General features: G+C 59.1%; 22 protein-coding genes, 1 tRNA gene and 1 pseudogene. 6 read left to right on the forward strand and 18 right to left on the reverse strand.

Annotated features, from left to right (window positions below):
• Window positions 1–18: 18 nt before the first annotated feature.
• The 7 genes from B3Q33_RS10795 to B3Q33_RS10825 all read right to left on the reverse strand — a co-directional run bounded on the left by B3Q33_RS10795 (window position 19) and on the right by B3Q33_RS10825 (window position 12,123).
• Entirely contained in the window at window positions 19–6,228 is a 6,210-nt protein-coding gene (locus B3Q33_RS10795) for a carboxypeptidase regulatory-like domain-containing protein (protein ID WP_272980205.1), read from the reverse strand.
• 161 nt (window positions 6,229–6,389) lie between these two features.
• Complete coding sequence (locus B3Q33_RS10800) at window positions 6,390–6,737, reverse strand: c-type cytochrome (protein ID WP_272962226.1); 348 nt, start codon at window positions 6,735–6,737, stop codon at window positions 6,390–6,392.
• A gap of 2 nt (window positions 6,738–6,739) precedes the next feature.
• A complete protein-coding gene (locus tag B3Q33_RS10805) occupies window positions 6,740–7,198 on the reverse strand; it encodes a c-type cytochrome (protein ID WP_272962228.1) in 459 nt (152 codons plus the stop codon).
• 109 nt (window positions 7,199–7,307) lie between these two features.
• On the reverse strand, window positions 7,308–9,902 hold the full coding sequence (locus B3Q33_RS10810) for a CHASE2 domain-containing protein (RefSeq protein ID WP_272975176.1): 2,595 nt from the start codon (window positions 9,900–9,902) through the stop codon (window positions 7,308–7,310).
• Window positions 9,903–9,905: 3 nt separating this feature from the next.
• Window positions 9,906–10,988, reverse strand: a complete 1,083-nt coding sequence (locus tag B3Q33_RS10815) for a FecR domain-containing protein (protein ID WP_272962224.1) — start codon at window positions 10,986–10,988, stop codon at window positions 9,906–9,908.
• A 4-nt stretch (window positions 10,989–10,992) separates the two neighbouring features.
• Window positions 10,993–11,682 (reverse strand): response regulator transcription factor, encoded by a 690-nt coding sequence (locus B3Q33_RS10820; protein WP_035248541.1) that lies wholly within the window; start codon window positions 11,680–11,682, stop codon window positions 10,993–10,995.
• A 117-nt stretch (window positions 11,683–11,799) separates the two neighbouring features.
• Entirely contained in the window at window positions 11,800–12,123 is a 324-nt protein-coding gene (locus B3Q33_RS10825) for a DMT family transporter (protein WP_414431148.1), read from the reverse strand.
• Between the two features lie 276 nt (window positions 12,124–12,399).
• Between B3Q33_RS10825 and B3Q33_RS10830 the strand changes: the two genes are divergently transcribed.
• A tRNA-Arg gene (locus B3Q33_RS10830) sits at window positions 12,400–12,476 on the forward strand.
• 58 nt (window positions 12,477–12,534) lie between these two features.
• Here the strand turns inward: B3Q33_RS10830 and B3Q33_RS10835 are convergent.
• On the reverse strand, window positions 12,535–13,551 hold the full coding sequence (locus tag B3Q33_RS10835) for an AraC family transcriptional regulator (RefSeq protein WP_035248548.1): 1,017 nt from the start codon (window positions 13,549–13,551) through the stop codon (window positions 12,535–12,537).
• 130 nt (window positions 13,552–13,681) lie between these two features.
• On the opposite strand from B3Q33_RS10835, the gene B3Q33_RS10840 reads away from it, so the two are divergent.
• Together B3Q33_RS10840 and B3Q33_RS10845 are read left to right on the forward strand one after the other, a co-directional pair.
• Window positions 13,682–14,581, forward strand: a complete 900-nt coding sequence (locus B3Q33_RS10840) for a fatty acid desaturase family protein (protein WP_272962222.1) — start codon at window positions 13,682–13,684, stop codon at window positions 14,579–14,581.
• Between the two features lie 399 nt (window positions 14,582–14,980).
• Window positions 14,981–16,288: an OmpP1/FadL family transporter gene (locus B3Q33_RS10845; RefSeq protein ID WP_272962221.1), complete on the forward strand. Its 1,308-nt coding sequence runs from the start codon at window positions 14,981–14,983 to the stop codon at window positions 16,286–16,288.
• Between the two features lie 69 nt (window positions 16,289–16,357).
• Here the strand turns inward: B3Q33_RS10845 and B3Q33_RS10850 are convergent, their stop codons facing one another.
• The 5 genes from B3Q33_RS10850 to B3Q33_RS10870 all read right to left on the reverse strand — a co-directional run bounded on the left by B3Q33_RS10850 (window position 16,358) and on the right by B3Q33_RS10870 (window position 19,766).
• A complete protein-coding gene (locus B3Q33_RS10850; protein ID WP_272962220.1) occupies window positions 16,358–17,971 on the reverse strand; it encodes a PepSY-associated TM helix domain-containing protein in 1,614 nt (537 codons plus the stop codon).
• Complete coding sequence (locus tag B3Q33_RS10855) at window positions 17,968–18,225, reverse strand: hypothetical protein (protein ID WP_035248556.1); 258 nt, start codon at window positions 18,223–18,225, stop codon at window positions 17,968–17,970. Before B3Q33_RS10855 ends, B3Q33_RS10850 begins: the two co-directional genes overlap by 4 nt.
• Window positions 18,222–18,491, reverse strand: coding sequence for a hypothetical protein (locus tag B3Q33_RS10860; protein ID WP_272962219.1), 270 nt, complete (start codon window positions 18,489–18,491; stop codon window positions 18,222–18,224). The genes B3Q33_RS10855 and B3Q33_RS10860 overlap by 4 nt, the downstream gene beginning before the upstream one ends.
• A 61-nt stretch (window positions 18,492–18,552) precedes the next feature.
• Window positions 18,553–19,155 (reverse strand): hypothetical protein, encoded by a 603-nt coding sequence (locus B3Q33_RS10865; protein WP_272962218.1) that lies wholly within the window; start codon window positions 19,153–19,155, stop codon window positions 18,553–18,555.
• Window positions 19,155–19,766 (reverse strand): hypothetical protein, encoded by a 612-nt coding sequence (locus B3Q33_RS10870; protein ID WP_272962217.1) that lies wholly within the window; start codon window positions 19,764–19,766, stop codon window positions 19,155–19,157. Before B3Q33_RS10870 ends, B3Q33_RS10865 begins: the two co-directional genes overlap by 1 nt.
• Window positions 19,767–20,026: 260 nt before the next feature.
• On the opposite strand from B3Q33_RS10870, the gene B3Q33_RS10875 reads away from it, so the two are divergent.
• On the forward strand, window positions 20,027–20,725 hold the full coding sequence (locus B3Q33_RS10875; protein WP_035248563.1) for an HNH endonuclease: 699 nt from the start codon (window positions 20,027–20,029) through the stop codon (window positions 20,723–20,725).
• Window positions 20,726–20,770: 45 nt separating this feature from the next.
• Here the strand turns inward: B3Q33_RS10875 and B3Q33_RS10880 are convergent, their stop codons facing one another.
• Window positions 20,771–21,001, reverse strand: a complete 231-nt coding sequence (locus B3Q33_RS10880; protein ID WP_035248566.1) for a hypothetical protein — start codon at window positions 20,999–21,001, stop codon at window positions 20,771–20,773.
• A gap of 212 nt (window positions 21,002–21,213) precedes the next feature.
• On the opposite strand from B3Q33_RS10880, the gene B3Q33_RS10885 reads away from it, so the two are divergent.
• The gene (locus tag B3Q33_RS10885) at window positions 21,214–22,308 is read left to right on the forward strand and encodes an alpha/beta fold hydrolase (RefSeq protein ID WP_035248567.1); all 1,095 of its coding nucleotides are present in this window, start codon (window positions 21,214–21,216) and stop codon (window positions 22,306–22,308) included.
• Window positions 22,274–22,957 carry a class I SAM-dependent methyltransferase gene (locus B3Q33_RS10890; protein WP_272962216.1) on the forward strand — a complete coding sequence of 228 codons (684 nt, stop codon included), beginning with the start codon at window positions 22,274–22,276 and terminating at the stop codon, window positions 22,955–22,957. The genes B3Q33_RS10885 and B3Q33_RS10890 overlap by 35 nt, the downstream gene beginning before the upstream one ends.
• A 428-nt stretch (window positions 22,958–23,385) precedes the next feature.
• Here the strand turns inward: B3Q33_RS10890 and B3Q33_RS10895 are convergent, their stop codons facing one another.
• The 4 genes and pseudogenes from B3Q33_RS10895 to B3Q33_RS10910 form a co-directional block, all read right to left on the reverse strand.
• Entirely contained in the window at window positions 23,386–23,976 is a 591-nt protein-coding gene (locus tag B3Q33_RS10895; RefSeq protein ID WP_272962215.1) for a GNAT family N-acetyltransferase, read from the reverse strand.
• A gap of 323 nt (window positions 23,977–24,299) precedes the next feature.
• Window positions 24,300–25,043, reverse strand: coding sequence for a sulfite exporter TauE/SafE family protein (locus B3Q33_RS10900; RefSeq protein ID WP_084573489.1), 744 nt, complete (start codon window positions 25,041–25,043; stop codon window positions 24,300–24,302).
• Entirely contained in the window at window positions 25,043–25,840 is a 798-nt protein-coding gene (locus B3Q33_RS10905) for an SDR family NAD(P)-dependent oxidoreductase (protein ID WP_272962214.1), read from the reverse strand. Before B3Q33_RS10905 ends, B3Q33_RS10900 begins: the two co-directional genes overlap by 1 nt.
• Window positions 25,837–26,184 (reverse strand): annotated as a pseudogene (locus B3Q33_RS10910) (epimerase); the annotation flags it as partial. The gene B3Q33_RS10905 and the pseudogene B3Q33_RS10910, both read right to left, overlap by 4 nt.

Below are 26,184 nucleotides of genomic sequence, written 5' to 3' on the forward strand. Positions count from 1 at the left end.
TAACACTCTCGCCCCCCATTACCGGTTCAAGGCCCAAATTGCCCAATCCAGATCTACGCGTAGCGATGGGGCATCCGGGTGACTTGAGCCTGCCAGGGCCGATGTGGCTTTCAGGGCCTTCTTGATGGCGAGGGCTTCGTGCCCGTGATTATTGGCCACCACCGCCATTTCCAGCAGAAGCGCCGCTTTCTTCAGTTTCAGGTCAAGCAGGGACTGACCGTAGGCCGCCTGTACGGCCTGGGTCACTTCCATGAGGGTCTGGGTGTCCGGCCCTTCCTGCAGTGGCAGCATTTCCGATAGCGTCAGCGAGGCACCGCTACCAAGGCTGGCCGTCACCTCCGCGCTTAATGCGGCCGAGCCCTGCGAGAAGTTCGGAACCAGCCAGGCGTGCAGATTACGCTGCTCGGCTTCACCCAAAGCCAACTGCCAGGACAAGGGACCATTCTGTGTGGCAGGCAAAGTGTTCAGCACATCGCCACCTGAAGACATAGCCAGATCTGCCTGTACATCGACAGCGGGCCCCGTGTTTTGCAACGACAGCGTGACAGGGAACACTGTGCCCGGGCGATTTATCAGATTTTCTGCTGTGGTGTATTCCAATGCCCGCGACAGCAACCCGGCATGGTGCTCACTGCCACCTTCGGCTACCGCTTCGGCCAGCAGGTCGTAACCCACATACACAGCCCGCCCCTCGCCGTAATCGCGATAGGTAACGGCATCGTGCTCACTGGAATAAGCCAGACACTGAAGCGAATGGTCACTGACCCCCTGATACAAGGCGGCAACATTGGCTTGGTGATGATGTATGCGCGGCAACCGACGATCCAGAGCCAGTGGCAGGTAGGTCGGTTCGGAGAGCGGGGATTGCATAAATTCCACGCCATCCGCCCTATGGCCATCCCAACCCAGCAGACTAAACAGATAGTTGCCAAGCAGACTCTCATGTGGATGGACCCCCAGGGTCTGATACAGGGGCAGAGTGCGCGGCCTGTCACCGGCGGCATACACAAGGCCATCGCCTCGATTAACCGCTTCCCGCAGTTGCTTGGCAGTCCAGTGCCCTAACGGCACCCGGTCTGCCAGCAGCAGATACTGCTGATAATTTCCCGATAACAAGGCATCACGGAAACCATCCAGAGAATCCACCAAGGTGTAGCTGTAGCCATTTTCCATCAGGAAGGCGTCCAACCATTGCTGCTGCTCTACTAGTGATGGCGTTTCCGGATGCCCCTGAGCATGCGAGGCGCTCTGCCTTTCCGCAACATTGATATCCACTACTTCAAAATCGCCCAACTTCTGGCCAAGCGCCGGAAAATACCCGCACTTGAATCCGGTCAGGCCGGTTTCCAGCTTTCCTTGCAGGAAAAGGAATATGGGGTACTTGGCGACAATATTGTGTTTGCCGCTTAGCAGCGCCGAGCCGGATACCCGCACCTCTACGGCCTCCCGGGTCAGGCTGGTCACCGCCACATTCATATCGGCCCTGATATTGCTGTCTAGCAAGTCGGTAAAGGCTTGAGGTGTCGATGCCTCCAGATCAAGGGTGAAGAAGAGGGAATTTAGCGCCTTCACGCTTACCAGTGTGCTAGCCGATAATGGCTTCGGAAACTCTGCGCGCAAAGTCAGCCAGTCGACAGCGGTACAGGTATCTTGCGGCTTATCAGCCAGCACCAGCAATCTCGATTTCCCAGAGACGGAGAGCGTGGTTTGCAGAGAAATGGGCGGTTCCTCTATCTGGAAAACCGCATTGTCTATATCGCGTTGCTCGCCATTTTCTTCCACCTGCAGGGCGCAGGCATGGCGAGTCAGATTAAAGCCTGCCGTACCAAACACATCCGAGAAAGTGATTGTCCCACCTGGCTGCAAGCTCACTGTTCGTGTATCGCGATGCAGCTCGCCCTGGTTATCCACATCCAGTCGAGTGTTGATCACTGTCAGGTTCTGTATCGCCTCGCTGCTGATATTGCGGAGCGTGAAATCACAGGTTTGCGGATCCCCCTGGTACACGTTAGCAGCACGGGCCTGGACCTCACCTTCCACGGCTCTGATTGAGCTGATGCTGACGGTGAATGCCTGCCTGTGACTGGCCAGCACATCCCCATCATCGTCAGTCAAGGTGCCTACCGCTTCATAGTTGCCGGCGGTCACATCTTCCAGAGACAGGTTTTCGTAGAGCTGCACAACCTGGCCAATAGCCAGACCGGCCAATACATATTCTTTATTGAGCAACACGTCGCCGCTCTCGTCACTGACAACCAGGCGATAGTTGGCAGGCTGTATCAGTGTGCCACTACTGCTATTGAGCAGGGTATTCTCAATGACAGCCTTGTCACCCAGGTAATAACTGGCTTTATCAGTACCCACACCCACCGTCGCAACGGGGGAAGACACATCTCCACCCTCCCGGATTGAGAAGGGCACCGTCTGCGAGTCAAGCCGCTCTCCACTTTGGCTATATAGTTCGGCAATCGCCTGATAATCACCTGCCAGTGTCACCCCACTATTCCAGACCACGCCCAGCAAACGCTGCTCACCGGATGGCAAAGCTGGCACTGGTTTACTACCAAGATTTGCAACCAGGGCGCCGCTACTATCGAGAATGCTATGTTGCACTGAATAGTCTGCTTCCACCCCGCCGGTATTGGTCACCAGGGAGTCCACGTTCATTGCTTCGGTTGGAGCTAGCAGGCTATCTGACAGCGTCAGCGTGAGCGATCCTCTGCGTGCGGCCACTTTCTTCTGAGCGAGATTATTGGTGTTATTGCATTCTGCCACCTGGCCCTCGATAGCAGCACGAGCATAAAGAGTGACATCCTGCAGCTGGTCGGGATCAACATCGTCCATCACCGCATTTTTGTGAGCGCCACTTTCAACTCCGCCACTAACAACCAACTCACCAATTTCTGCACCGGTGTCAGGGTGTCCACCAAACAGCGCGATATGGATATCTTCTGAAATGTCGGCAGATCCCGCATTACCGATAACCATGGTAACTGAGGCCAGCTCTCCCACGCCGTTGTCCACGAACTGAAGGGCACCAAGAGTCAAATCGGGGATCTTTGTTTCTTTTGCAACTTTCGAGGAAATACCTTCGATGTATTCCTCATAGCTATCCACCATGAGGACAAAACCGCGCTCTCCGCCCGCCGGTTTGGGGAATACTATATAATTTAAAAGGCTTTCATTAGCTCCTCGGCCAACACCAATGGCGTTGATCACATCTATTCCAGCATTCCTGGCTCTCTCTGAAGCTGCCACTGCAAGAGCTTGGCTGGATTGGCCATCCGTTGATACATCAATCACCTGCAGCGCAGTTTCAGGGGAGGCGTCACTTAATACCTCTGTGGCCCTATCGATACAATGATGAATTGCCGTTCCGCCAGTATTTCTTCGAACTGACCGGATCGCATCAGCCAATTCAGAAACATTATCTTCTTCCACTATTGTTGGATCAATTTCAAGATAGCCGTTATTACTAAATTGAAATAGGGTTAGCCGCATTGAACCATCTCGTGGCACAATATTTGGATTTTCTATAGCCTGCGCAGTTCCCTCTAGTTGCAAAATGAACTCTGGAGAACTGACGCTACCGGAAGAATCCAGACACAAGGCCAAATCCAGATAGGGCTTCTGATTGCTAGCACACTCACCAGCCGTGCTTTCAATATTGTTGGTTTCCGATAGCTCGGAAATAGCCTCGCCCGCATCAAGCAGGATATGTAAAGGAGCATCACGGAACGGCAAATCACCCTGAAACGGCACACTGATACGCTGAATGGTATCTACCTCCAATATCCCCTCAACGGTGGTTTCGCCAAGAACCGCATCATGGTCCGGACTAAACGCACCGTCACGGTTTGAATCGCTGAACACCCGTACAGAGAAAGGCTGCGTCAGATCAGCATTCCCGCGATTAATAATCACAACATCAAGTTCACCCGACACCTCGAAGGTGTCCGGATCTGAAAGCAGACCTCCAGACTGAGTGCTTTGCACTGCAAGATCAGGCAACAAGGCATCAATCCCTGGTTGGCGGAGACGGACTTCACCCAGATCAAGATCGCCACCTGTTGCGATGACAACCGGGAACGACAGGGGCTGATAATCTACTTGTGAAAATTCGAGCGTGTATTCGCCCAGAGGCAGGCCTTTCACTTGAAAACGACCCGAGGAATCCGTCATTGCTTCGCCGGCCACTGTCGAGGATGAAACCTTGACCTTAACCAGAACCCCCAGCAACGGATTCTGAGTACGCACATCAACCACCTTGCCGCTGATACTGTTCACCGCACTATCCAGTGGCGCCAGCTCCAGCTCCCCCAAGTCATTGATAACACCCGCCTCAACGCGTGCAGTGGCGCCAATGGCACTATAGCCGGAAGCGGTAATGGTAATTTCTACCTCAGCCGCCGAAAGCTCCCTGAGCTGGAAACGCCCATCACTGTCGGTAGCGACGGTTATCGGTGCAGTACCATCCAGGTAATCGACGGATACTTGCGCTCCCATAACTCCCCGGCCGGTAATCGCGTCAATGACAACACCTTGGAATCCACCCGGCTGCTGTTGTGGTGCATCGCCAGAGGGGGCAAGCAGCGGGGAAAACTCCACGCTGGCCCCGTCAGATACCTCTGCTTCAGCGGATACACTCTCAAAACCTGCTGCCGACACCCCCAACGTCAGGTTACCTGCAGGTAAGTCCTCTAGACGATATTGACCCTGTGCATCCGTAGTGACCGATTTGGCAACACCCTGCACTTCAGCGCTGACCATTGCACCGCTAATCGAGGCTCCCTGGTGACTGCTGCTGATGGTGCCAAAAACACTCACATCCTCCGGCACCGACGCCTTCAATCCGGGGGAAAACAGCAGGGTTTGGCCGGCCACCATGTCCGCATTACCGGTTACTGACTCATAGCCTTGCGCTGAAGCAATAATACTAAGCGGTCCCGCCGGAACTTCACTGAACAGGTAGGAGCCATCCGTCGCCGTGCCAGAGGAAAGGCCCGTGCCGGCCAGCGTTACCGTTGCCTGCGCTAACGGAGCCCCGCTATCCCGATCCGTGATGGTGCCGCGGACAATGCCGGTTTGCAGGGGCTCGCCGGTATCCGGATCAGTTTTCTGGATATTAAGCGCCAACCTACCGACATCACGCTTGTCACCGGTTTGCAGGACCGTGTTGAGCACCAGGGTGCTGTACCCTCCTTTGCTCATGGAAAGCTGGTAATGGCCTGGCGTCAGTCGATTGGCAAAAAAGCCGCCATCTGAATCGGTGACAAGCTGACGGGATTCAGACCCGGCAAGAGCAATATCAACGCCTGCAAGAGGCTGGCCGCTCTGGGCATCCACGAGGGTACCGGTCAGGCTTGTTATGTCTTCAGCGGGACGGGACGCCGCTGACAGAACACGCAGGGCCAGAGCCGTAACATACACATCCTGCTCGAAATCCCCATCCGGGTTCTGCCTGTTTTGCAGCGCATCCAGTGCCTGCTGGAGAGAAGTCCGATCAACTGCCCGCGACACCAGGGCATACAACGCCAATGCAGAACTTTCAGTATCGCCCCAGAGTTGACCCTCTTGCTGGGCCAGCAAGAAATCCTCGGCTGCTTGCAGAGGAGACTCCACATCATAGACATGGCGATACTGCCAAAGCGCATGCATAGCCAGAGCGGTAGTCTGGACTCGCCCCACATCGCCAGCCAATGCCCAACTGCCGTCATCATTCTGGGCATTGATCAGATATTGCAGCGCATAGGCAGCAGGCTCCTGAGTAATGCCCAACAAGGATAGTGTTTCCAGTGCGTAGGCTGTGCTTAATGGGTCTGGGGCATAGCCGGGGAAAGCCCCAAATCCGGAACCGGCTATTTGGCGCTTAAGCAATTCGTCCTGTGCCTCACCAAACTCCTGGCCCAGCGCGTAAGTCGTCCGGATACTTCGGGACAGGTTCTCCGCACTGTGGTCTGCATCGACGAAGGCAAGATAGTTGGTCACACCACTCAAAGCACCGACAAGACTCTGATCCGCATCAAGCAGGTTGATTGTGGCTTCTGTGGAGGACTGAAAAGTGATGGCTTTGGAGGCGGGAGAATCCAGACTTCCATCGGCCTGAATTTGATCAACAAGCCACTGCTTTGCAGCGTCCTGACTGCCCACCCCCAGTACAGGAAAAAACAACAACAGACAGAAAAGAGCCCGAACCCAGCCCCAGATACCTGAACGTGACGCAGCCATGCGATCCCCCGCTTGAAAACCCTACGCTTCTTTTATGAGATAGAGCGCAAAGGCTACCAGCAAGGCACAAGCCATTATGTAGGACATCTCTTAAGCAAGGCGTAAGCGTTTTACCTAAAGAGTCGGTAAACCTTTACGGCTGAAGAAACATTGGAATGCAGTTATTTAGCGCCGCTCAACTGCAGCATGTAGATGACGGTGTTGCGGATTTCATCGTCGCTGCAGTCGAAGCAGCCTCCACGAGGGGGCATGGAGTTGATGCCGGCGATGGCTTCCTGAACGATAGTGTCGAAACCTTCTTCTTCGATTTCGTGGGACCAGTAGAGGCGGTGTTCCTTGCCAACACGGGGAGCGCCCAGGGCGCCGGAACCGTGGCAGGTAACACAGTATTGGCGATACAACTGCGCCCCGTCACGCGTCTGCGAAGCATCCGCAGTGGCCGGAGCGCTATCGTCGGAACAGGCTGCCAGCCACAGGGCCGACAGCAGAATTCCCAGAGATCGCAGCAAGGTTACTGGCTCTGCTCAACCATATACCCGACGGCGGCCTTGATCTCGTCGTCAGAGCAATCCATGCACATACCCTTGGGCGGCATGGCGTTGAAGCCTTCAATCGCGTGCTTGACCAGGGTGGCATTACCCTTGGCGATACGCGAACCCCAGGCAGCGGAATCGCCGGTCTTCGGGGCACCGGCAGCACCAGTGGTATGACAGGCCGCACAGGCAGACTGGTGCACTTGCTCACCGCTGCGGGGTCCACTGGCCACTTGCTCTTCGGCTGCGGCAGCGGTGCCACAATCTTCACCCTCGACACACACAGAACCCACCGGCTGAAGACGCTCGGCGATGGCCCGCTCACTGAATACAGAACGCTCACCCAGCGGATACGGGGAAATTTCCTTGGCGCTCTTGGCAGCCACGTTACCGGCGGCAAACAGGGTAGCGACCAGTACCAAGCTGGCAGTCAGCATCTTTTTCACGATTCCACCTCTATTCTCTGTGATTCGCCCGAGGGCGCTGCGGCGGCATTATACCCGCTCAGGGCGTGGGGACAAAACGCTTGCTGTTACACTGCTTGATTTAGTCTATCTCCACCCGAGGTAATGACAGGGTGAAGCGGCTACCTTCGTTTGGCGCACTATCCACCTGAATGTCACCGCCGTGGCGCTCCGTCACTACCTTGACGAAGCGCAGTCCCATGCCCGCGCCGCGGGTGCGGGCGCCACCACTGGTGCTGGCGCGACTGAAACGCTGGAACAGCCGCTCCAGGAATTCCGGCGGAATACCCACACCCCGGTCGCGCACCTCACAGAGTACGGCCTCTTCCCGGGCATACAGTCGCACATCAACGGAACTGCCCGCATGGCTGTATTTGATGGCATTGGTGAGCAAATTCACCATTAACCGCTCGAGCAATTCGTTATTACCCAGCACCCAGACCTCCTGATGGGGGTCATAATCAAAGCGCAGGGTGATATCGGCCTGCTGAGCCTGGATCTGCACCATGTCGATGGCGCTCTCCACCACGTCGAGCATGTCCTGCTCGTTCATTTCCACCGTTTCCACCGCTTCCACCCGGGCCAGCTGCAGGAACTGCTCGGCGATACTCAGGTTGCGCTGGGCATAATGCTGCACGTTATCGAGGAAGCCATCCAGGGACTGTCCATCACCCTGCTGACGCATTTTCTCGGTGAGAGCCAGCACTGAGACCATGGGGGAGCGCAGGTCGTGGGAGAGAAAATCCAGCATTTCCGAGCGGGCCCGCAGGGCCTGCTTCACGTCGCTGATGTCCTTGAAAGAGATGATCATCATCCGGCCCGGATTATCACCGGCATGCACCAGCAGGAGATCCAGGTAAAGGTCTGCGCCCTGGCGATTGCGGCATTCCAGCTGGGTGCGCCCTTCCGCCAGGGACTGACGTAGCAGCTCGTCCCAGCTGTGCTCGCGCAGGTCCAGCTCCCGCCCCAGATCCGTCACCATGGGCTGGCCCGCATCCAGCGCCCCCATTTCCAGGCCAAGCAGGAAGGAGGCCTGGGGGTTGGCATAGACAATGACGCCACAGGCATCAGCGATCACCACTCCTTCGCGGATCTGTGCCAGGGTCACCTGGAAGAATCGGGTCAGGGCCTCCTGACGAGCCTCTTCCCGACGTAGCCGGTCGATATGTTTTTCCAGCACTTCATAGCGGGGCCCCACGGTGGGAGCATGGGTGCGCACCCGTACCAGCATCGCCCTCACCCAGTAATCATAGGTATCCGCATGCAGCGCCTGATGCCACACCAGGTCCAGCTCGTAGCGGCGCCCCTCATGCTTGAAACGATACTGGCGCGCCAGCGATCCTTTCCAGGTGGCAGCCGGCAGGCTGTCGCCACCGCGCCAGGGTTTTTCCCCACCCAGCAATCGCCAGGCACGCACGGGCAACACCTGATCGAACATCCGTCCCATCTGCTCCAGGGTGGACGGCCGGGTCAGGCGCTGATTCAAATCGCTGTATTCGGATAACCGCTCCAGGGCATGGCGCATATAGGAGAGGGAATATTCCAGGCGCCGCCAGGTCCACAACGGGTAGCCCATCAATGCCGCCGCCATGGCACCGGATGGCGGGAACCACAGCCGCAACACGACCAACACCACCATGCTTGTCAGCAGACAGAGCAGAATCACCCCGGCCACCAGCGGAATACTCCAGCGCGGCAGCACATAGGGCAGCAACAGCGGCGCCAACAACGCCAGTACGGCCCCCAGCACCAGCACACTGCTCATGGGCAGCTCCCGGATCAGCCGATCCGAGCGCAATGCATCCAGCAGATTGGCGTTGACCTCCACCCCGGCCATCAACTCACCCTGGCTGGCCATGGGCGTGGGCAGCATGTCACCCAGGCCGGCAGCGGTGGCACCAATCAGCACGATCTTGTCGCGGATCAGCTGCTCCGGAATCAGGTTGTTCAGCAACTCCACCGCGGACACCTGCGGGTAGCTGTTGGGACCGCTGACAAAGGGCACATAACGGTGGTAGCGACGCACATTGGCCAGCCCGGAGAATTCCTCGCCTTTGTTCGCCGGGAAGGTATTCTCCGGGAGCATCCCTTCCTGGATCAGCAGGGTCTGGGTGATATGCGGCCACCAGGCCTGACCGATACCCGAGCGCATGTACACAGAGCGGGCTACCCCGTCGCTGTCCAGCTCTAGGTCCACGTGCCCCAACCCGGCGGCGGCACGGGCGAACGGTGCATAGGGCAAGACTTCGATGAGCTGGCCACCGGCCCGCAGTTGCTCCACGTGCACCGGCAGATAGACATGGCCATTGGCCGCCATGGCCTGCACCAGGGCCAGATCGGAATCCGGGTTGTTGCGGTCCGGCTCGGACAGGATCAGATCCACCAGTATCGCCCGTGCCCCCATATCGGTAAGACGGTTGATCAATTGGGCGTGGACCTTCCGATCCCAGGGCCAGCGACCGATCTCCCGCAGACTGTATTCGTCGATGCCGACGATAACCAGATCCGGGGACGGGTCGTCCGGGAGGGTTTTAAGAAGGTTGTCGTAAATGTAGCGGTCAACGAAGGACAAAGCCCCGCTGAGACTCAGCAGGGCGCAGAGACCGACCACCAGAAACAGCACTGATATGTGTTCAGCCAGATAGCGACGCTGATAGGCATTCAGGCGCGAGCGCATCCGTTACAGCGCCAGCAACAACGCGGCTCCGCCGAGGAAGACCCACAGGTCCCATTTGGAATCCTTTTCAGGCACGGGCTCTGGTGCGGGCTCAATGGAGAAATTGGTCCAGCTTTCGTGGCCACGCAGGCCGTTTTCATCCACCGCACGCACCAACAGACGGTAATCGCCTACCGGTAAATCCTGTTGCCAGTGACCGGCCTGCAAGGACGCCTGGCCCAACAACAACCCATCGCGCTGGCGATACCACTCCAGCCAGTAACTGGCCGCATCCGCCTGGGTGGGCCACGCCGCCGCCACATCCTCGTGGGTTACTGCCAGCTCCACCGACGGGGCCGGCAACAGAGGCACCGGTTCAATGGGCGGCTGGTCAAGCCGGGCCAGGGTGGCGAAACCGGCTTGCACATCACGACGGGTGCCCCGGGCACTGACATCCACCCGGCCATCCACCACTTCGTTGCGGGTGGTTTCACCGGCGTCCACGCTGACGTAGTACTCGGTACCACGCACCGCCGCGACCGCGCCAGGGGTGAAGACCTTGAAGGTACGATCATCGTTACTGGCCGGAGTTACCGTGTTGCGAATATTACCGCGCTGCAGACGCAGTTCCGTCTGCTCGCCCTGTTGATCCAGAAAACGGCGATAGCGGTTGACCACCAGCAAGCTGCCAGGCTTGATCACCACTTCGGACTGATCGGCAAACTCTAACCGGGCACTGGCGCCGGTAGCGGTTTCCAGCGCATCGCCAAAGGCCACTGTCTCACCACTCTGCACCTGACGTGCCTCGCCACCGGCAGCGGGATACAGCATCACCTCACCGCGAACTGCGACAATCCGCGCAGGAATCGGCTTTTCCTTCAGCCAGGCAATGGGGACAAGCAGGTTCTGGCCCGGTTCGACACTATGAGGGTTTTTCAGCGAATTATGGCTGGCCAGATCACGCCAGCAGGCAGCCGGTTCCTGGGCAAACTGCTGGCAGACCTTCCACAGGGTATCCCCCGGGCGCAGGGTGTAATGCCAGTCGTCGGATGCTGCTGCGGCAGTCGTCAGTCCCAGCAGCAAGGCTGCACACAACCAGACCCTCATAGCGTTATTCCTCAATCGGCTCCAGGCGGTAACCATGCTGGTAAACCGTCTTGATGCGGTAGCCCTGCTCCGGGCGTATCTGCAGGCTGCGACGGATGCGGCTGATATGCACATCCACAGTACGAGATTCGATCGGAGTCATGATACCCCAGACCTTTTCCAGCAGGTGGGCACGACTCATCAGCTTACCCACATTCTGGAACAGATAGCTGGCAAGCTCATAATCCTTGTCGGTCAGCTTCACCGGCTCGTCCGCCAGCAGAATCTGCCGTCGCGACCGGTCCACCGTCCAGGGCCCCACAGTCAGGGCAGTGTCATCATCCATATCCGATACCCCCGCCCGACGCCCTAACGCGGCTATCCGGGCCAGCAATTCCGCTTGCTTGGTAGGCTTGACCATATAGTCGTCCGCACCCTGACTGAGTGCTCCCACAATGGAGGACTCATCGTCCCGCTGGGTGGCAAACAGCACCGGGGTGCGGTTGCCGCTGGCCCGAACTTCCTCCAGCACGGCGTAGCCATTCATATCCGGCACTTCCCAATCGAGCACCAGAATGTCGAAGGTGTCACGCCGCAACAGGGACATGAACTCGCGCCCGCTGGCCAGGTGAATGCAGTTATGGCCCGCTTCCTTAAGCCAGTGAGTGACAAGCTCAGCCTGAGCCATGTCATCTTCCAGATAAGCAATGCGCACAGTTTTCTCCATCAGTTGGCGGCCAACATCTGCCCGCAGAGGGTACCGATTAATCGGGGAATTCATGGGAAAAGATTGTAAAATGGACGGCACACGCGTGCGAGCCCAAACTCGTCATCAGGCCGGTGAAGCCGTCAACTTGAGGCCGATAATGCCGACCACCACCAGCCCCATGAAGGCCAACCGTGACAGGCTGGCCGGGTCCTTGAAGAACAGAATGCCCAACACGGTAATGCCCACAGCACCCAGGCCGGTCCAGACCGCATAGGCGGTACCCACCGGAATGCCTTTCATGGCATAGGACAGCATCAGCATGTTCAGGGCGGTGAGCACCAGCGCCGTGCCAATGGACGCCACCCCGGGCTGCACCTGAATCCATTTGAGGCTCATGGCCCAGGCAATTTCCACGATCACTGCCAGTAATAGCACAATCCAGTACAGGTTCATCCTGTTTCCTCCGATACACTTGTCTGGTCACAGACACGGGCTCGTAAGGAAAACAGTACTGCCGGAAACCCGAAAGAGGCAGACTGCCGCGAAATGACTGCCGTGATCACACGGCGCGCGCAGATTATAAGCATCTGCGCCCACAATGCATCCCATCCATGGACGCCAACGCCACAACCGGCTATCATTCGCGCCCGTTGAACCCCCAAGTTCTTCATCTGCAGATCGTCGGAACTGACCAACCTCATCCGGTCGACTGCAACAGGTTTTGCGCCCGTAGCTCAGCTGGATAGAGCGTTGCCCTCCGGAGGCAAAGGTCAGAGGTTCGAATCCTCTCGGGCGTGCCATATAAAAGAAAGGGGCCTCCTTACTGGGAGGCCCCTTTTTTGTGTCCCACGGTGGATTTCACCCAGGCAAATCCCCCCTGTACTCACTGGGCGAGCAGCCCTGCCAGCGCCGAAAGGCACGAACAAAGCCGCCGGCATCGGTATAGGCCAGATGGGCGGCGATCTCTTCGATTTTCATGGTGGTGTTGCTGAGCAGCTGCAAGGCCAGTTGGCGGCGCTCCTCCTCAACCAGGTCGCGGTAGCTGGTGCCTTCCTGTTCCAGTTTGCGACGCAGACTGCGGGAAGAGAGGGCCAGCTCGCTGGCCATGTCGTTAAGGGTAGCGCCCAAGCCCAGCTCTCCGAGCAGTTTCTGGCGAACCTTGCCGGCGACGCCACTGCTTTCCACGGTGTCCATACGCTGCCGACACTGCTGCTCGAGCATGCGGGTTAGCACCGGATCGTAGCCGGGGAACGGCTGGTTGGCCCCGGCACGGTTGACCAGGATACGGTTGGCGCGGGCATGAAAGGTGGGCATCACGCCGCACAGCTCCGCCACGGCGGACGCCGCCACATCCGGTTCGCCAGTGAACTCGATACCCGTAAACGCCACCCCCTGAAGCGTGATTTCCCTGACCAGATTGAGGGCGGTAGCCATGTCTCGCTCGAGCAAAAACTGGCGCAGGTGCGCCGGTATCGGGTCAGGATCGAATGTCACGCCGAACGTATCGCCCTGCTCACAGACCGTAATCCGGCAGTAGGCCGTGCTCAACGGCAGGTAACGTACGCCCAGGGCGGCGGCATCGCGCAGGGTCTTGCAGGTGCGCAGGGCGAATCCCCATACCCCGAAGGTGGCCAGGTTGTATTGCCGACCCAGCTCAAAACCGCCCACTCCGGCTGCCGGCAGGGCCAGCATGAGATTTTCGATCAGGCGCATTTCCTGGGTGCGGGTAACCAGACCCTCGCCACTGGACAAGGCTTCGTCGGCAATACCGGTGCCGAGCAGGCAGGTTTGCCGGTCGATGCCATGTCGCTGGGCGAAGTTGAGCATGACCTGACTGATGGCCACCGGATGAAGCTTGTCGTCTGAATGCTGCATTGCCCGTCCCGCAGATACCGCCCCGTCACACTCTGGCCACTTATGCAGGGCGATTGGCCACGGCGGCTATTCTGGTTGTTGTGGGAGCACCGTAGTGTTGAGCCTGATGAAACCAACAAGAGGCGACACCATGGATTCGGCCACACTGAACAAGCAGGCCATTGCCTGCGCCAAGCACTATATGGGGAAAACCGCCTGGCCGACAATATTACTGACCCTGGCCGTGGTAGCCGCATTTGTTGCCACACTCTCTCTGTTTGCCAGCGGCTCCCTGCCGGCCTGGGGTGCTTATCTCTTGGTGGCAGCGCTGACCTATATGTCCTATACGCCGCTGCATGAGGCGGCCCACGGCAACATCCACGGGCAGAATGACAGTCATAAATGGATCAACGATCTGTGCGGGTACCTGGTGGCTCCGATCATTGCGATTCCCTATGCCTCCCACCGCATCGAACACTTTACCCACCACCGCTACACCAACCAGCCGGACAAGGACCCGGACTTCATTATCAGCGGAATGCAGAAAGGCCCACTGGGTTTGCTGGCCGCAGGCCTGCGTTTCCAGTGGGTGCAGAATACGTTTTTTGTTCAGCACAGCTGGGGCAGCGCGTCGCTGAAGGAAAAACTGATTTATTGCGCCGAGCTGGTGGTCTCACTGGGCTGGCGGATTGCCTTTCTGGTCATGGTGGACCAGCCCGGCACGGTGGCGGTGATTCTGCTCGGCTACTACACCGGCGGACTCTTCACCGCCTACTGGTTTGCCTATCGTCCGCATCACCCCTACAAGGTCAGTGAGCGCTATCGCAATACCAACAGCCTGATCATGCCCCGCTGGATGAAACCGCTGGAGTGGTTCTGGCTGGGCCAGAACCTGCATTCCATCCATCACTTGTTCCCACGAGTGCCGTTTTACCGGTACCACGCCCTGCACCGGGACATCGAGCCGATTCTGCAGGATCAGGGCACGCCCATCATCGGGATATTCACCCGCAAGGCCGTTAACCAGCCCGGCAGACGTCCCGGCCTGTAGATCCCTGGCAAGGCGGACAGCCTGCCTCTGGCAACAGCAAATTCTCCATTGTCCCATTCCGGCGCGGCAGCACCATCCATTGCCGCGCCCATTCCTCCTCGCAGTCCCGACCATTGCATCCGCAAATACCTGAATGGCGCCGAAACGGGTTTCCTCCCGCCCACGCTGACTGTCCCTCATTCCACCATTCCGCAACACCAGCAAGCCCTCACACGCAGAGCCAAACAGCGGTAAACACTCAATTTATTCCCGAACCACCTTCACAACAATAAACATCATGTTTCCATATTAATGACGCTTTTATCCTGTTTTTTCGGCGACATTGACGATAAACAACCTGTAATAAACTGTATCCGAATGTTAACTTGCCCGCGCAAAAAACAACTCGGGAAAGCTATCATGAAGTATTCGAACAACGCCCTGCTGGCAGCAGCCATTGCCGCGACTTCCAGCCAGGCCCTGGCCAATGGCCTGGCCCTCAACGAACAAAGCGCCAGCAGCGCCGGCTCCGCCTACGCCGGTCGCGCTTCCAGCGCCGCCAACGCCAGCACCCTTTATGGCAACCCGGCCGGTATGAGCCGTCTGAAGCGCGCCGAGATCAGCGGCGGCCTGGCCTTTATTGACGCCAGCACCGACATCCGTAACCCCCAGGGGAAACTGGGCCAGGGCGGCAGCAACGACGGTGACATGGTGCCCTTCACCACCATTCCGTTTGGCTATTACGTCACCCCGCTCAACAACAACTGGCATGCCGGCATCGGCGTGTACGCCCCCTTTGGCGTCATCAGTGATTACGAGGATGGCTGGCAAGGCCGCTACAACGGCCTGAAAAGCGAAGTGCAGGTGGTTACCATCCAGCCCACCCTGAGCTACGCCTTCACCGACAAGGTATCCGTAGGCTTTGGCCCCACCTTCAACCGCATCGACGGCGCCCTGAGCAGCAATGTGCCGAACGCGGCCGTGCCCGGCCCGATCCCCGGCAGCGGCGATGCCGAGGTGGATATCGAAGGCGACGATCTGGCCGTGGGCTATACCCTGGGCCTGCTGGTAGCAGTGAACGACCGGCTGGACTGGGGCCTGACCTATCACTCCAAGACTGACTACTCACTGGAAGGTCGCACCAAGGTCAGCGGCGCCAACGGCATGCTGGGTCCGATTCCACCCAACCCGATGATTCCCACCGGTCTGCCCGGGCTCAATGGCAGCTACGATGCAGAACTGGACATCACCATGCCGGAATCCGTGGATACCTCTGTCAGCTTCCGGGCCACCGACAAACTGACTCTGAACCTGGGCACCACCTGGACCCGCTGGAGCCGCCTGAGAGGTATTGAAGTGAACAACAGCGGCGTACACCCGGCCTACGCGGGCAGCTTCGCCACCATTTCCGAAGAGCTGAAATGGGAAGACACCTGGGCAGTTGCCTTCGGCGGCGCCTACCAGCTGAACCCGCAATGGGTGGTGCGTGCCGGCTACGCCCGGGACAACTCGCCCACCAACGATGCCCACCGCACCGTGCGGATTCCGGTCAGCGACCGGGACATCTTCACCCTGGGCGCCGGCTGGAGCCCCACCGCCGACCTGACCCTGGATGCGGCATACGCGTATCTGCAAGAGAAGAAGGGCAAGGTGGATCAATCCAGCTACCGGGCGGAGTTTGAAAACAGCGCCCACGGCCTGAGCCTGCAGGCGACCTACCGCTTCTGAAGTGAGGGAGCCTATCGCCAACAAAAAAGGGCCGGATATTCCGGCCCTTTTTTTGTGCAAGCGTCTTCGTTACCTGGCTGAATCCGAGGCCACCGCATCGGCTTCCCGCTCGGTGTCGGTCAGGTGCCTGGGATCGCCCTCGGAGACCTTACCCACCCACAACGGATGGGGCTCGGCCTGACGTATCCGCTTGCGGAACTGGCGGCGCACCACCCACAGGCAGGCCGCCACGGCCAGCAATACCAGATTGATCAGCCGGTTATCCGCTTCCAGCCAGGCATGGCTGCCTTCCAGTACCGTCTGCAACAGGGGTATGGAGAGATAGCAGAACGGCGCAACACGAAGCATCTGACTGCTGAATCGCAGCGGCGACGCGCGCAGACTCCAAGCCACCAGCAACACCAGAATCACGGCAAACACACCCCGTTCAGCCAGGGCCACCAGCCCGCTCAACGGGGTATGCGGCAACAGCTTGCTGACCAGGAAGCTGAAAGCAACGCCGATCACCACACCCGCACAGACCCCCAGAGTCAGGCGCAACAGAAAGGCCGAGGATCGCCCCGGGCCGGTGCGATCCGAACGGCGCTCGCACCAGAGAATATTGCCGGAGACAAACAGTAGCGAGCCCAGCAGCCCCAGGAGGAAATACAACAGTTTTACCAGCAGGCCGCCGTAATCACCGAAGTGCAGGGAGTAAACCGGTGACAGGCTGGCAAAGTTGAGGCTGCGCTGCCCCGGCGCAATCACGCGCAACGGCCCCAGAGTCGGATCCAGCACCACATGGGCATGATGCCCCACATACCCCGGCACGGAGCCGGCCACATCAATCCAGCCGGCGGCATCGCCATAGCCGCGGATTTCCAGCCAGTCCACGGTCAGTTCCGGCAGCTCATTACGGGCGGCGGACAGCACATCGCCCATGCGCGGCATGATTACGGTGTTGCCCTGGCTCTCCACCGCCGACCACACTTCGGTTTGCTCGGTGATCACCCCGCGCAACTGGGGCCCGAAGACCAGCGCCCCCAGCAACACCGCCACCACGGTAAACATGCCCATGGCAGCACCGGTCACCGACATGATCAGATGGAACGGGAAGCTGATAATGCCGATCACGTTGTGCAGGTTTTTCCAGTAACGGCGCATGTTGCCCTCGTGCTTGAGAGCAAAGAATTCCTTGCGGATTTTCGGCCAGTGGATCAGCAGCCCGCTGAAAAGCGCGACCCCGTACATCACCGAAATCAGCCCCATGAATGTCATGCCGATATTGATCGGCCAACCGGGATTGGGAATACCCAGGGCAAAATGCAGTTCATTGATAAAATCCGCCAGCGCCGAGCGGGGAGTCGCTTCGTGCACCCCTTCGGCATTGAAATCCGTGGCGTGGGCGGTGACCCAATCACTGTCGGCGGACTCAAACCACATCACACCGGGATCATCATCGTCAGGAAGCAGGTACAGACGTTTGCGGGCATCCGGATACTGTTCGGTGACCCGCTCCAGCAGTCGGTCCATACCCATGGGCGTGGTCGTCTGCTCCGCGAAATGTGGCTCCTGCCAGTGATGCAGCTCGTGGTGAAACACATTGATGGCGCCGGCGAAAAAGGCCACAAACAGCGCCAGGCCGCTGGCCATGCCCAGCCAGGCATGCAGATCGATCATCCGGCGCAAACGCTCTCCTTTCATGCGCCCACCCCGTATAGCGGTGTAGCCTGCAGGACCAGCCAGGCAGCCAGGTTACCGACCACCAGGGCGATCAGCGGCGGCCAGGTCTTTGCCGGCAGGGCCACCAGCAACGCCAGAAGCATCCATAGCACGATGGCCGCAATCAGTTGCAGCACCAACCATCCCTGCCAGGGCATCGGCAATGCCGCCGCCAGCAGCCCGATCAGCATCAACGACAAGGGAAGGCTGAGCAGAACGCCCAGAAAATATCTCATCCGCGCAGCCCCCGCTGGAAGCTGTCACGGTAATGCCCGGCCATCAACGGCAACAGCATCGCCGGCAGGGCAAACACCCAGAGCCCCACAAAGAGCCCGACACCCATCCCCAAAGTCACCATCCAGAGGACAGCGGAAGCAGCCAGCAACAACAAGGCCAGCAGCCGCGACAGCCCCGGAAGTGGCTGATCCAGCCAGCGCTGCTGGCGATCACTAAGATAAAAAAGGACAACACTGGCCAGGGTGGCCAGAACGGCAAACCACATGGGAAAAGAACCCTGAAGAACTGATAATGGTTCTCATTTAATAACAGTCCGGCAGGCCCCGTCAATCCGTGCGGACACCCCCCTCCTCACGCAGCGGCAGCAAGTGCTGGGTGGCCTCACTCAGTTTGGCGGTAGACAGCTGGTTCCAATCCACCGCGCCCCGATCCGGCATCCACACATCCCCGAATGCCGCCGCATCGGCCAACGCCATTTCCGGGGTCAGCATGGCCACACCGTGGTGATCGCCGGCAATCCCCCCGGCCTGTCGCACCGCAGCCCACCAGGCCGGTGGCCGCCAGCGCAGGGCCACGCCCGGCAGGTTGCAGTTCAATTCACTCTCCGACACACAGCATTCCAGCAGTGTGTCGCGCTGGGCACTGAGACCCTGCCGCCACAGGACCGAACCTGCCACCATCACCAGTGAGGGAAAAGCCCGCAACAAGCCACGGCAGCGATCCACCTCATCCAGTTCCTCGCCCAGTATTACCTTGAAGAAAACCGGCCGCGGCGGCGCCACCTGCTTGATGACGCCAGCTTCCAGCCAACGCAATGCCACATCCAGCGCCTGGTCTTCCTCTCCGGGCAGCAACTGCTTCAGGTCTGACAGGGCAAACACCCGCGGCAGACTTTCCAGAGCCGGGGCCAGTCGATTCGCTGCCAACATTAACGGTCCACCAGGTTAGCCAGAGGTAACTGCAGACCCAACCACTGGCGCACCGTCATTACCCGATGCAGAAGATGGCAAATGGCGGTCAACCGGCGCGGCTCGGGCAACCCGCTGCTGCGCAGGCCAGCCACTTCTTCCAGTTGTCGTTGCAATCTGTTGATCTCTCGACTGCGGCTTTCCGTGGGGCGCTGGTACTGGGCCAGCCGCAGGGTCAGCAGCTGCCCCTGGAGATCGTCCTCAAGGGCCGCATAAGCCCGTTCGATCAGGCTGTGGCTGGTCAGGTGGCGCAGCATCCCTGAAGAATGGCGACGACGTCCACCACGACGAATCGGACTGACAAACACCGCCAGCAACCCCACCACACGGTGCAACAGCGGCAACCAGGTAGCCCCTCTACGAGTCGCCTGCAGATACCACCACCAGGCCCGCAAGCGACCAATGTCCTTGCGCAGCATTCGCACCCTGGCGTAGTGGCGCCCTTCACCGCTGGAGGCATAACTGGCGCGATATACCGCCAGATACTCACCCAGCGCCTGAAGGCGATGTTCTACGGCGGTAAGCGCCAACTCCTGCTGACGCCACCGATCCGTTTCCGTTTGGCTTCCCATAGCCGAGACTCCTGCAACTGCTACTACTCAAAATGCACTGCAAACAACGCCCTGGACAAACCGCACGCATGAAGCGGCTACAGCCCGGCAGCTTCACTCTAGCGACGAGCCGGAGCTATCCACAGTGGAATTTCGTTTTGCCTCGTTGCCGTTTGTATCTTGCTGCTATCGGACTATTGCCTTAATTTGCACTGTAAGATATCGCCTACATATTAGCGTGGTAATATCCTGATCATATTGCTGCTCTCTGGACTTCCCTTTTGCTCAATCGACTCTTTGCTGGTTTCCTGATCGTTATCGCCAGCCTCGCCCACAGCCACCCCGGCGGCCTGGACAAGCAGGGCGGCCACACCAACCGGACCACCGACCAGTATCACTGCCACCGTGAACCCTGCCTGACCCTGCATCGCCAGCAACAACAGGCGGAACAGGAAGCCCGCCAACAGCAACGGGCCTTTTCCGGCCTCTATGAGCGTAGTGACTGGCCCCACTGGCTGGATGAGGATGGCGACTGCCAGGACACCCGCGCGGAGATCCTGATTGCCACCAGCCAGGTGCCCGTGACCTTTACCCGGGATGATCGATGCACCGTGGCCCGCGGACGCTGGCACGATCCCTACAGCGGAGAGACCTTTACCGCCGCAGGCGACCTGGATATCGACCACCTGGTGCCACTGCGCCATGCCCACGGCCATGGTGGCGATGGTTGGGATGAACGCCATCGGCGCCAGTTTGCCAATGATCCGGGCAATCTGTTGCCCGTCTCTGCCAGCGCCAATCGCAGCAAGGGCGCGGGCAGCCCGGACCAGTGGCTACCGGAAAACCGGGATTACTGGTGCCAGTACGGGCAGCACTGGCAACAGATCAAACAACGCTACCGGCTACTGATCACGCCACCGGAACAGCAAGCTATCGATAGATTGCTGTCAACCTGCCAGGTGACAGAAAGGCACCCATAAAAAAAGCCGCCCGAAGGCGGCTTTTTCAGCATGTATCCGCTGCCATTACTGCTCGGCGGCGTCTTTCATGCTCTCGGCTGATTCTTCAGCGCTATCATAGGCATTGTCGAGATCTTCGCCCATTTCTTCCATGGGACCTTGCGGGTTCATGGAGTCTACCGCTTCGTCCACTTTTTCACCGGCCTTTTCCACCGGCCCGTCGCTGCTGTCGCAACCCGCCAGCAGGGCGGAAGAGGCAAACAATGCTGCTAAAGCTGCTTTACCGAAAGTATGCATAGACTCACTCCTTGAAATATCAGTCATTAAGACAATCCAGACTGTATCGTCATCATGGGCCGCACACCAAGAACAAACACGCAAAGCGCGGGCATTTTACGAATCATTACGTTGCCAGCCCAATACGCCGAAGGATTTTTACGCAGCCACGCCCGTCGTTTCCGACAGACTGGCAGCGCCCTGCTATGATGCAGGCAAGATAAGGAGAACCCATGAAGCAAATAGGCCGAAATGTGGGCGGGCTGGCGCAACTGGTTACCCGTGTGGGCAACGAAATCACCCAGGTGGTGCAGGATATTCATGGCACCGTAGCCAATCCGTTCGGCCTGCGCGGCAACGACTACACCCCCGCGCCGATGGTCTACAACCTGATCCGTTACGGCTTTCGCCAGGCGGGCAATGTGGCAGGCATGGCGGACTTGCTGGCGGACCCCAACCGGGAACTTCGTGACAGCCTGGACCTGCAAAGTATCGTCAACGGCATTTTCGGTCAGCTGCTGGCCGAACAGAATAGCCCCTACTCCCTGCCGATGGCTCTACTGCCCACCGGTCCGGTGCAGGGCGACACCCTGGTGGTGTTTATCCATGGCTTGTGTATGAACGATGCCTGCTGGAACAACCCGGCGGCTGATGCCTTCAGCCACTGGGCCCGCGGTGAGATGAAAGCCGATGTGCGCTATCTGCGCTATAACACCGGCCTGCACATCTCCGACAATGGCCGCAAACTGGCCGGGCTGCTGGCCCATACCGCCCTGCCCCGGCGGGTCATCCTGATTGGCCACTCCATGGGGGGGCTGGTGGCCCGCAGCGCCCTGCATCAGGGCCGCCAGCGCGGCGACGCCTGGACCGACAAGGTCACTCACCTGGCCTGCCTGGGCTCCCCTCATCAGGGCGCCATGCTGGAACGCGCCGGCAATCAGGCCAACCGCCTGCTCGGCGCGACTCCCTACTCCCGCCCTCTGATGCGGCTGGCCAATCTGCGCTCCGACGGCATCCGCGACCTGCGCTTTGGTTATGTGCTGGAAGACCAGTGGCGGGACCGTCCCCTGGACGAATCACGCCCCAGCAGCAAGGTGCCGCTGGATAGCCAGGTGGAGCAACTTTTCATTGCCGGCAGTGTCAGCGAACCGGGCCACCCACAACCCCGCGGCGACTGGCTGGTAACCGTGGACAGCGGGCTCGCCACGCGTCTCTATCCCCAGGCCGACGGGCTCACCCGAGAGCTGTTCTACCAGATGGGCCATATGACCATGATCGAGGAAAGCCGCACTTATGCGCGCATCCAGCGGTGGCTGGAATCAAGCTGACATGCTGCATTGCACGCTCTGCGGCAACCTCGCACAACCGTTTGCCCAGCTGGATGTCCGTGACTTTTTTCGTTGCGGCACCTGCCAGCTGACCTTTGCAGACCCGGCCACACTGCCAGACCCGGAAACGGAAAAAGCCCACTATGACCATCACGACAATACCCCCGGGGACGCCGGCTATCGGCGATTTCTGTCACAGCTGGCGGACCCGCTATGCGAGCGCCTGAAACCCGGCGATTGCGGCCTGGACTTCGGCTGCGGACCGGGCCCGGCGCTGGCACAGATGCTGAACGAGCGCGGGTTTGCCTGTCGCACCTATGACCCGATCTACGACCCGGATCCGGCACCGCTGGATCAGCAATACGACTTTGTCACCTGCACGGAAGTGGTGGAGCACTTGCACCGCCCTGAACGGGAATGGCAGCAATTCGCCCTGCTGGTGAAACCCGGCGGCTGGCTGGGCATCATGACCCACTGGCTGGTCGACGATAACGCCTTTGCCCACTGGTATTACCACCGCGACCCGACCCATGTGTGTTTCTGGCAGCCGGACACCTTCGCCTGGCTGGCCCGGAAGCAGGGCTGGCACATCTCGCTGGTGGACAATCCGGTGGTGTTGATGCAGAAGGCGCCCGACACCGATCGGTAAATAAATGCCCCTAGATCTCGCGTTTCAGATTTTTATCCGGCGCCCTGCATCGAACCTGTCGTTACCCTGCCACCATCACCGCGACACCCACCGCCAGCAATGCCAGCGGCAAGATAATCACGGCCTGTCGGGCAAGGCGAGCCGCCCAGTGTTGATGAGTGCGGTAATCACGCTCCATGAAGCCCCCCTTCACAACAAATTCACACTCGAGGCACCGAGTATAGGAGGCACAAGTTGACGGTTAATCGCTCATATAGATGAAAGATTGATGGCAGCGCCACACAAACGAAATACGCAATTATTGCAATATTAAAAACGCGCAAAGCTGCATATCTAGCAGCAGAGAAGAAAACTCGGCAAAAACAGTCATCTACAAACAGACATCCGCCGGCGGATTGCCGCTGAGCCACCCTTTTTCTTAGGCCCGATTAAAGACTGTGTAGCCAGAACTGCATGGCCTTGCGGGTAGGTGTCACCTCGCCCACGTCAGTCCAGTCGAAATGGGCCACCAGCTGCCTCTGGGGGAAATAGCCCCGGCCGCGCCAGAAATCATCCAGCGGGCGATAACTGTCAGGGCGCAGAGGGTGGTCATCCGGGCGCTCCACGGCACAGAACGCCGTGTGCAGAAATCCAAAATCCGCCGCGTACTGCTCGCGTAGATCAAAGAAGCGGTGGCCAACCCCCTCACCCCGATAAGGTTGTAGCAATACCGACTCGCCAAAATAGAATACCGAACCCAGCTCCGCGCCCAGTTGCCGGAACGGTGCCTGAAATTCCTCGTCCGCATCCATTAGCGGCAATGCCGTGGCCGCCCCCACCAGCCGGTTGAACTCCAGCGCCAACACAAAGACGCTGCGATCAGACTGGGCATAGCGATCCAGATAACGACGCTCGTAGTCCCGATCCCCCTCGTACAAATAGGGAAAATCCCGAAATACCTGAATGCGCAGTTCAGCCAGCTCATCCAGCCAGGGCTCTACGGCAAAACCGGTAACCGGACGAATCTCCACATGGGACATGGCAACTCCTGAACATAAACCGGACGACAGGAAACCAATAGCATTATGACAGAGGAAAGGAAAATTGCCTTTTGGGTAAGAGTGGAGCCACGAAGTACCTGGTCGCCGCCGGGCAATCCAATCCACATTGGGCTGGGTATGGGCTGGTTGTGTTTGGATAGACCTGTCGAGGTCTGAATGGCCTGATCGCCCTACGGTCGATTTCCGCGCAAGCGCGGTTCGCGGCTCAAGCGCCGCTCCTACAGCGGCTTCGTCGAAATGACGAAGCACGAGTAACTTTCCAGACCTTCCCTATCCNNAACGAGCGTAGCTCGTAGCTCATCTCACCCCGGCCAGGCCAGAATCCCCCCGGTCACGGCCAGCACCACAAACACCGCCTGCCGGAATCGCTGCTCGTTGACCCGGTGATGCAACACTTCCCCCACCACCATGGCAACGATGACCACCGGTACCAGCATGGCAATACGGGGCGCTGCTGGCAGCAGGCTGCCATCCAGCAGGAACACCAGGGTGAGCAGGCTGTTGAGAGCCAGCCACACCAGAATCAGGGTGGCGCGGAAGCGTTGCTTGTCCAGGGACAGGCCGCTGAGGGCATAGACCAGCAGCGGGCCACCGGAGGCAAACAGACCATGGGTGATACCCGCCAGAAACATCCACACGCGGGCCCACAGGCCGCCATGGGCTGAGGCAGTCGCGCCACGCCACATTCGCCACAACTCCCGTCCGCTGAACCACAGCACCAGCACACCGAAGGCATTCTTGAGCAACTGGTCCCCCAGCCAGGGACGCAACCCGTAACCGGCCAAAGTCCCCACCACCATCAATGGCAGGATCAGTTTCCACAGGGTGGGCCAGTGAATGGCGCGGCGGTGACGCCAACTCAGGGTGCTGCTCATGACAATATTGAGCGGCACCAGCACCGGCAGAATCTCTGCAATCGGCAACACCAGCGCCCCCAGCGACAGGGCAATGACGATGCTGCCAAACCCGGTGGCGGCTTCGGTGGTGAAGGCCAGAAAGATAAACAGCCCCAGCAGCAGCCAGGGCAGCGTGATCATCTCTGCCATTAATGCGGTTCCAGTTCGGAAGCGAACTTGCGCACCATCATGCGCTGGTAGAAGTCCGGCGCCAGTCGCCACAACAGGCTGGCGAACCAGGTAAAACGATCCGGGAAGAGGCGCTTTTTCTTGCGGTAATAGGCCTCGAACACTCGCTCTGCCATCCACTCCGGCGTCTGCATGGCACCCACCATGGAACGGGGGTGTGCGGCAGGCTGACCATCATGGCCCAAAGCATTGGTTTCAATAGGCGTGTCGAGGAAGCTGGGATACACCATCAGGATATGCACTCCATACTGCGCCACCTCGCCGCGCAGCACCTCGAAAAACTGGCTCAGGGCGCTTTTCGCACTGCAGTAGCCAGCTCGCCCCAGCACCGGCATCCAGCCGGCCATGGAACCGATATTGATGATGCCACCACCGCTACGCTTGAGCAGCGGCAAACAGGCCACGGCCATTTCCACCGGCGCCTGCCAGTCCACCGCCATGACCTTGCGGAATACGGCAATGTCAGTCTTGTCCGCCAGGGAACGGTGGGTAATACCAGCGTTGTTGATCAGCACATCCAGGCCACCTTCCTTTTCCTTGAGCAAGGCCACCAGTGCGGTGATGGCCTCACTGTCGGTCACATCCAGCCGGTGAAAGGAAACCCGGGATGGATCCTGGCTGGCCAGGGCATCGGCCCGTGCTGCCAGCAGCAGGGCGTTCATATCGGTCATGATGACCCGATGTCCCAGCGAGAAAGCCTGCTGGGACAGGGCCCAACCGAGGCCGGACGCGGCCCCGGTAATTAGTACTGTTTTCATTCATCGTTCCTCTGTTGTTGCCCGGCTATATAGAAGCGGAACACCTGCTCCGAGGTCTTGCGCGGGATATAGCCGAAGTCTTCCTTGAGTCGTCGATTGGCCAGCACCGGCCGGTAGCGCAGGAAATTCACCTGCCCGGGTGTGTAACGGGTAAGGCCCAGGCGGTTGCCGATCCACAGGGCCGCACGAATCAGGCCTGCAGGCACGGAGACCACCGGTTTACCCAGCAAGCGGCCCAGCTCATGAATGCTGAGGGCGCCGTCACCAGCCAGGTTGTAGCGACCGGCTTTGCCTTCCAGAACGCCTTTCTGAATGATCGCCACCACATCCTGATCCCAGATAAA

The organism is Alcanivorax sp. UBA3183, from assembly GCF_002364155.1.
Taxonomy (GTDB): Bacteria; Pseudomonadota; Gammaproteobacteria; order Pseudomonadales; family Alcanivoracaceae; genus Alcanivorax; species Alcanivorax jadensis.